This window comes from Corynebacterium tuscaniense (assembly GCF_008693065.1).
Classification (GTDB): Bacteria; Actinomycetota; Actinomycetes; order Mycobacteriales; family Mycobacteriaceae; genus Corynebacterium; species Corynebacterium tuscaniense.
In genome coordinates, this window is the sequence record NZ_VXKH01000072.1 from 1 (window position 1) to 7,241 (window position 7,241).

Below are 7,241 nucleotides of genomic sequence, written 5' to 3' on the forward strand. Positions count from 1 at the left end.
CGACGGCCACGGTGGCGACGGCGGCGAGCGCGAGGGAAGCCGCGAGCTGGAGTGCGGTGAGGTCGCCGGCCGCGTAGGTCAGGGGAGCGGTGAAGATGGATACGGGTGGGATCCAGCTAGCCACTTGCATCCAGGTGGCGTCGGTGTTTGCGAAGCCGAAAGCGGGGACGTAGGCGCTGGCGAGGAGGAGCAACAGGACAGGCATTTGCGTGGACTGGAGGTCCTCAGTGCGCTGCACCATCGCACCCGCGGCGGCGTAGAGGCCAGCGAAGAAGAGCGTGGCCAGTAGGTAGGACACAAACATGATGGGCAAGATGGACCAATCAATGCTGACGTCTTCCAGGAGGCCCGTGACCTGGAGCGCGGCGAAACCGGCGCCGAGCAAGATCGCGGAGGAAATGAGACCGAAGATGAGGTTGCCCAGGATCTTGCCAGCCAGGAAATCGAGCGGGCGCACAGCAGCGAGGACAAGCTCAACGACGCGGGAAGACTTCTCCTCGGTCACGCGGCTGCCCACCTGCGCGGCAAAGGTGATCACCATGAACATGATGAGCATGATCAAGATAAACGCGGTGAGCAGGCGCGTGAAGTCCTGTTCGGAAGCAGAGTCGTCTTTGCCTTCGTCAATGTTGGCAATATCCACTGCTTCGACGTTGATTTGCGGGGCGGCGGCCTGGAAATCTGCGGGTGAAATTCCAAGTTCTTCCAGTGCGGCGGCCTGCGAGTAGGACTCGGCGAGGGCATCCACGGTGGTCATCACTGACATGTCGGGGGTGCCGTCGGAAATGACCTGCCAGGTGTCGTTCTCCGCGACGAGCGCGGCATCGACATCGCCGTCACGCACGAGGCGCTCGGCCTCCGCGCGGTCAGCCACGTCGTGCGCCTCAAAGCCGGAGCCTTCAAGCATGTGCTTATCGACGTTCACCACCGCCACCGGTGTAGCTGACCCTTCCGGATCCTTGTCCTTCTGCCAAGATGCGATCCCAACGGCCGCGAGAATACCCACCAGCATGATGACCAGGGTGATGATCACAGCCTTCTTGCTAAAGAGAATCTGGATTTCACGCTTGGCAGTGGTGAGGATGGTGTGGAGTGGGGAGTAGGTGTTCGTAGTCATTTACTTCACGACCTCCTTGAACAGGTCTGTCAGGTCGGGGACAACACGGCTGAATTCGTGCACCTCACCAGCGGCAAGTGCAGCATGGAGAATGCGCTGATCATCATCGATGGAATTGGTTTCGAGGATAACGTGGGTGGAGGCATCGCTAATAAGCTCGGTGCCCTCCGGGTACCACCCGCGGGCGGTGGTGCTCACCTTGAAGCGAACCGGGCCGCCCGCGCGCAGCTCATCGACGGTGCCTTCGGCGACCATACGGCCACGGCTGACAATGCCCACGCGATCACAGAGACGCTGAACCAGGTCGAGCTGGTGGGAGGAGAAGACCACGGGGACGCCGCTACGGGCGCGGACTGTGAGCATGGTGCTCATGACATCGACGGCGACGGGGTCGAGGCCGGAAAACGGCTCATCAAGAATGAGGATCTCCGGGTCGTGGATGAGGCTCGCAGCGAGCTGGACGCGCTGTTGATTACCCAGCGAGAGGTCGTCGAGCTTGTCATTTACACGCTCACCGAGGCCGAGTTCTTCCAGCAACTCCGTGCCACGCTGTTTCGCCGCAGTACCGTCCACGCCATGCAGTTTGGCCAAGAAGACTAGCTGGTCAAGGATCTTTTCCTTGCCGTAGAGGCCACGCTCTTCGGGCATGTAGCCGATGTGGCGGCGTGAGCCGTCGTTAAGCGGAATGCCATTGAGCAGCACCTCGCCGGAATCTGCTTCGAGCACGCCGAGCGCGATGCGCATAGTGGTGGACTTGCCGGCGCCGTTGGACCCGACGAAGCCGTAGAGCTCGCCATCGCCGACGGTGAAACTCATTCCGTCCAGGGCTTGTGTGTCGCCGAAGCGTTTATGTAGGTCTCTGATTTCAAGAGTGGTCATTTCAGTCCTCCTTGCGGTTGAAGGTGATCGCGTAGCCGATCATGGGCAGGGTGGAGACGAATAGGTAGGTGAAGATCATGTACAGCCCAGCCGCGATGAGCACGGTGACATCCACTGTGTCCCTTGCGAAGAATGCGTAGGCACAGAAGCCGAGTCCACCAATGAGAGTGAGCGCTGAGATGATCCGGAAAGCGCGGTTGCGCCAGGTGGTGAAAACATCGCGCTCGTATTCATCGAGTTCTGCTTCCGGGACACGGTCCTTGCGGTCATTTGCTCCGCGGATGATGGTCCAGGACACCATGGAAACGAGCATGGCTGCGGTGTAGCAGACCAAAAACACAGTTGGATCCATATTCGTGGCCAATGAAGCGATGAAGAGGAGCACCGCGACTGTCAGGCCCGCGAAATACGCCGCCATCAGAACACGTGTTGCTTTCTGGTTGCGTACCCGTTCCGCGCCGGGAAAAGGCGGTGTTGATCTCATGGGCGGTACAACTCCTTCGACATTGGGGAGAATTCGGTGCGGGAGAACACTGCCTCGATTGGAAGGTCGAATACCTCGCAGACCCGGAAGGCCAGATCGAGGCTGGGGGAGTGATCACCACGCTCCAAAGCGCCGATGGTTTGCGGGTTCACGTCGATCAGTTCGGCGAGTTGGTTGCGCGACATGTCGCGCTCCGCCCGCAAGACGCGAACCCGATTATGAATCGGACTCTTCGGCTGTTTTCGTGCTGCCACGCAATAGAGTGTTGTATAAACCCAACAATCTGTCAACGGGTGCAACAAAAAAATTTAAGACAGGACTCGTTTTAGGTGGTCATTGGGCTGAAGGATTTGGCGTCTTTAGGCCATGACCACTTTGGTGATGCGTGGCAGGGCGATGCGTACGACGGAGTCGGTTGCGGCGATGTGGACATCGACCTGGCCGGCGGACACCGACAGCGGGCGGGCTGTCAGGGTCTGTCCACGCCCATGCTTATCGACGTAACCCAGCGTCACCTGCTTCCTCCCGCGCGCTGCGGCGCGGAGGGTCTCCAGGGGGTTGCCGGTGGTGGTTGGTGCGGGTGTGCTGGTGGAATCCGCGGGGGTGTCGGAGCGCAGCCGTGCGATGATCTGGTCGGCTTGATCGGCTGAAACCGACGTCTGCTGCGGCAAATGTGACGGTGTCGCGGGCACGAGGGCTGGTTCCGGCGCCATGTTGAGCTGCGCGCCGGATTCGTCTTCAGCTGTTGGCTGCAGGCCTGCTTTGCGCAGGGCATCCATGAGCTTGGGCAGGGGTAGTTGTGCGACGGCCACTGTCGGGGCGAGGGGCCTGAGGACGCTGGGGAGTTTCTCTACTGCCGTGGTAATGAGCGCCGGATCAGCGCTGCGGATATAGCTCATGGCTGTGCCTGCGCGGATGGAGCCGTGGGTGCGAGCGGTGTCGCTGATAAGGAACGTGATGCCTTGTGGGATCTCGCCGAGGACGTGGCCTGTCAGCCATGCGTGGATCTCGTCGGCGGTGAGACCGCTGTCGAGGCCGTTGCGGACAGAGCCGTCCGTGATACGCCACACGCTGGCTACGCCTGGGGATTCGAGTTCCGCGATCTTTTCCAGAAAGCTGCCCATCTCCGGTTCGAGTGGGCCGGGAGCCAACACCGTCATATCCGCTTGGGCGATGAGGGTGTCTACTGGTGGTGGAACGAGCTCGCTGGTCGCGGCGGCGATATCAGCGTGATTGAGGAGCGCTCTCAGCGGTGAAGAGATAGCCGGTGTGGCATCGAGCGCGCCGACGAACTGTGCTTCCTGTGCTGTGGCCTCGATGAACTGTGGGGATATGCGCGTGGCTGCGAGAGGCGAGTGGAAGAACAAACGCTGCACATTGCCGGCCTGGCGCAGGACGGTGAGCCGATTTGTTCGTGCGTCTGGCGAGCGCATCTCAGGCGACAGCAGCTTCGCATCCGTGTCCAGCCGCCATGGGGACGCGGCCCAGCCAGCAAGAAGAATCGCCCACTGATCCGACAACGTTGCATCCAACCACGTCAGGGAATCCCGCGTGGCGCCGAGAACATCCACGTCATCCACGTTGCCGCGGCCGATGAGACCGGCGGATTCACCGATGGTGATGAGAAGCGCCGGATCGAAGCCGAGCTTTTTGCTCAGGTTCGTCCGCGCGCGAACGCCGACGGAACCGTCCTTGTTCAGCGGGATGGGTTCCTGCAAAAAAGACGTGATGAGCTGGCGGAGCTGACGCACTGCATCAAGGCCCTGGGTTGTTGCTGCCTTATCCGCGTCGCTTTGGTCGACCTCCGGTGTTACCGGTTCCTCCATGGGGAAGCTGCGCGGCGGATAGCCGCGGAGAACGTCGCGCACTGGGCGGGGGAGGCGCACCGTCGTGGAGTTCGCGCGGACGAGCAGGCCTTTGGCAATGAGTGTGGCAATTGGTGTGTTCGGGTCCGCATCGGGTGCAGCTGCCTTTGTAGTTCCCTGGCCACCGGAAACGGACAGTGTGACCAGTACGCGTCGTTCAGCGGGGGTGAGGCCGGCCACGAGCTCTTCCACATCATCCGGCGCGGTCTCCGCCACGCGCCAGCCCTGGGGCATGGCGCTGAGCACGCCGGGGGCAACGCGCACGGCATTATCGGGGCCGTAGATGAGTGCGCGTTCACGGAGGGGAGTGAGGTCTGCTTCAGTCGCGTCGAACGGAGCGAACTCAGCACCCGCATCCCCGAGACGCTCCAAGAGGACGATAGCGGGGGTGGAGAGCTGGTGTAATGCGCGCGCAGCGGAACCCGGGAGTGCGAGCCGAGTGGCCAGCGACGCGATGGACGGAGGCGCAGGATAGAACGCCTCCGGGCGCAGAAGAATGAGCGTGCGGAGCTCTTCGTCGGTGAAATCAGCGAGCGCTTCAGGGAACGTAGTCATTGCGGGGGTGATTCTACGTGCGTTTTTGGCCTTGGCGTGAAAGAATGATGTACATGGCTAAAGACGTTGACAACATCACCAAGATTAACCCGGCGTGGCCTGCACACACCCCGGGTGATGGCCACCCAGTGACGGAGATTAACTCCAAGTTGGCCGCAGCTTCCAGCCCCTACGGCGACGACCTTGTGTTGCCGCGTCCATGGGAGGAAACCGGTTATGTTCACCCGACCACCCGCATCAACGGCGCGAACTAAACCTGCGTTTCGGCTTAAGTAGTACAAGCGAGTCCGTTCGGCGTTTTGCCGAGCGGGCTTTCTTTTTATTCATTGGCGTTAGTGCCTGTTCAGGCATGGTTTTCTATCCTTTTACAGACAGCATTGTCCGCTAGGCGAAGGGCCGCTATAGACAGAGCTGTATGTGCTTTGTAGACTCTCCAGTGTTTTATTAGTTCAACAGAAACACTGGAGGCTTCCATGATTCTTACTGGTTTAGCAGTGGGTGTCGCCCTCGGCGTGGTGATGCAACGCGGACGATTCTGCGTGACGGGCATGCTGCGTGACGTCTTCTTGCAAAAGCAGGGGCGCGGGCTCGTCGCATTCTTTATCGTCGTTGCGGTACACGCGATCGGTCTTGCCGCTTTGACATCGCTCGGTGTGATTTCACCGGAGTACCGTACTTTCGCCCCCATCGCTGTTGCTGTTGGCGGTTTCATCTTTGGTATGGCGATCATCCTTGCCGGTGGTTGCGCCTCAGGTACTTGGTATCGCTCCGGTGAAGGGCTGGTTGGTTCATGGTTTGCACTACTCTTCTACGGGTTGTCTGCGTCCGCGATGAAAAGTGGCTTCCTCTCTGGTTTCAATGACAAGCTGAAAGAATGGGACACGGGGTGGACTACTTTGCCGCAGACCTTCGGAATCTCCGCATGGTGGTTTGCTATCCCACTGGCTCTGGGCACTGCTTATCTTGCGCAGCTCTACCTTGCCCGCGATGCTGCCAACCCGAAGGTGACGCTGGAGCAGCCGTGGTACCGCAAGCCACTGCATCCGTACACCGCTGGTGCCGCGATCGGGCTTCTTGGCGTGCTCGCATGGCCGCTGTCCGCCGCTACCGGACGAAATGATGGCCTGGGCATCACTACACCGTCGGCGCATCTGACCAGCTACATCACTACCGGTGAAACTGAATACTTCAACTGGGGCACCCTGCTAGTTCTGGGCATACTGGTTGGTTCTTACATTGCTGCAAAAGCTTCCGGCGAGTTCCGTCTCCGCGTCCCCGACGGGCGTACATCAGTGCGCGCAGTCATCGGCGGAATCGGCATGGGGGTTGGCGCGTCCCTGGCCGGTGGATGCACCGTGGGCAACGGCATGGTTCAGACTTCTCTATTCAGCTACCAGGGCTGGGTAGCCATGGCATTTATCGCAGCAGGCGTGTACGTCGGTGCCAAGCTGTGGCTGAAGCCATCCGGCGTGAAGCAGGGCTCTGCTGACGCGGGTGTATACACCACGGATGAGTCCATCAGTGACCCTGAGCTTGCTGGGCTTGCGTCCGACAAAACTGAAGCGGAGGAAGCCGCACCGGCATTCAACATCGTGTCCGCCTCCGGAGGTGTCGCGCTGAAGACCAAGCCGAAGCAAGACACCACCGCACGTCCGCTGGGCGGTGGCCGATACGTCCTGGACACCCTGGGGGATGTGTGCCCATTCCCGCTGATTGAGGCCAAGCAAGCGATCTCCGAGCTGGATTCGGGTGAGGAGCTCATCATTGATTTCGACTGCACCCAGGCAACTGAGTCCATTCCGCAGTGGGCTGCTGACAACGGCCACGGTGTAAAGGACTTCGTTCAAAACCAGAACGCCGGTTGGCAGATCACGGTGGTCAAAGACGCCGCGAACTAGGTTGCTACTTACCCCAGCAGTTAATTGCTGTTTTTTGGGCATGGCGAAAGACCAGCTGTTGCTGGCTTTCGACATGGGGAGTGTCGTTTATCTGCTGTAGAGCAGTGTCATGGCTCCGTAGGGGTGGGTGGTGTTGGGGGTGAGGTGTCCCCGGGGTGATCGCCACATGGGGACACCCCGGATATTCTCCACCCGGCCCCGGTGGGCATGTGCGGGGTCATCATCGTTGGTGCGGTTGTGATAACGGCACAGCATCGCCAGGTTATCCATGTTGGTGTGCCCACCTTTCGACCAGGCACGGATGTGGTGGACTTGGCAGTTATCAGCCGCATGCCGGCACCCCGGTACCGGGCAGATCGGCAGTGTTGCCCGTGCTAAGTCGCGCTGTTTCCGGTTCGCGAAGCGTTGAGTGTCATACAGGTTGACCGCACCTGCCTGCGGGT

Annotated in this window: 8 protein-coding genes; 2 read left to right on the top strand and 6 right to left on the bottom strand. The window is 60.4% G+C overall.

Features of this window, described 5'->3' with window-relative positions; genetic code table 11:
* The 5 genes from F4V54_RS09585 to F4V54_RS09605 form a co-directional block, all read right to left on the bottom strand.
* A partial coding sequence (locus F4V54_RS09585; RefSeq protein WP_150386989.1) for an ABC transporter permease occupies window positions 1–1,117 on the bottom strand: 1,117 nt, incomplete at its 3' end.
* Complete coding sequence (locus F4V54_RS09590) at window positions 1,118–1,996, bottom strand: ABC transporter ATP-binding protein (protein ID WP_150386990.1); 879 nt, start codon at window positions 1,994–1,996, stop codon at window positions 1,118–1,120.
* Window position 1,997: 1 nt separating this feature from the next.
* Window positions 1,998–2,480: a hypothetical protein gene (locus tag F4V54_RS09595; RefSeq protein ID WP_034666171.1), complete on the bottom strand. Its 483-nt coding sequence runs from the start codon at window positions 2,478–2,480 to the stop codon at window positions 1,998–2,000.
* Window positions 2,477–2,734, bottom strand: a complete 258-nt coding sequence (locus F4V54_RS09600) for a helix-turn-helix transcriptional regulator (RefSeq protein WP_084576805.1) — start codon at window positions 2,732–2,734, stop codon at window positions 2,477–2,479. Before F4V54_RS09600 ends, F4V54_RS09595 begins: the two co-directional genes overlap by 4 nt.
* Before the next feature lie 105 nt (window positions 2,735–2,839).
* Complete coding sequence (locus F4V54_RS09605) at window positions 2,840–4,900, bottom strand: helicase-associated domain-containing protein (protein ID WP_150386991.1); 2,061 nt, start codon at window positions 4,898–4,900, stop codon at window positions 2,840–2,842.
* Between the two features lie 53 nt (window positions 4,901–4,953).
* On the opposite strand from F4V54_RS09605, the gene F4V54_RS09610 reads away from it, so the two are divergent.
* Together F4V54_RS09610 and F4V54_RS09615 are read left to right on the top strand one after the other, a co-directional pair.
* Window positions 4,954–5,154, top strand: a complete 201-nt coding sequence (locus F4V54_RS09610) for a hypothetical protein (protein ID WP_034666192.1) — start codon at window positions 4,954–4,956, stop codon at window positions 5,152–5,154.
* 219 nt (window positions 5,155–5,373) lie between these two features.
* On the top strand, window positions 5,374–6,798 hold the full coding sequence (locus F4V54_RS09615; protein WP_034666165.1) for a YeeE/YedE thiosulfate transporter family protein: 1,425 nt from the start codon (window positions 5,374–5,376) through the stop codon (window positions 6,796–6,798).
* 87 nt (window positions 6,799–6,885) lie between these two features.
* Here F4V54_RS09615 and F4V54_RS09620 read toward each other — a convergent pair.
* Window positions 6,886–7,241, bottom strand: a 356-nt coding sequence (locus F4V54_RS09620; protein WP_150386992.1) for an HNH endonuclease signature motif containing protein, incomplete at its 5' end; no start/stop codon positions are given.

Bases quoted from the DNA above. Each gene is read 5' to 3' on its own strand.
- F4V54_RS09595 (WP_034666171.1), bottom strand. From the start codon at position 2,480: ATGAGATCAACACCGCCTTTTCCCGGCGCGGAACGGGTACGCAACCAG.
- F4V54_RS09615 (WP_034666165.1), top strand. From the start codon at position 5,374: ATGATTCTTACTGGTTTAGCAGTGGGTGTCGCCCTCGGCGTGGTGATG.
- F4V54_RS09610 (WP_034666192.1), top strand. From the start codon at position 4,954: ATGGCTAAAGACGTTGACAACATCACCAAGATTAACCCGGCGTGGCCT.
- F4V54_RS09605 (WP_150386991.1), bottom strand. From the start codon at position 4,900: ATGACTACGTTCCCTGAAGCGCTCGCTGATTTCACCGACGAAGAGCTC.
- F4V54_RS09590 (WP_150386990.1), bottom strand. From the start codon at position 1,996: ATGACCACTCTTGAAATCAGAGACCTACATAAACGCTTCGGCGACACA.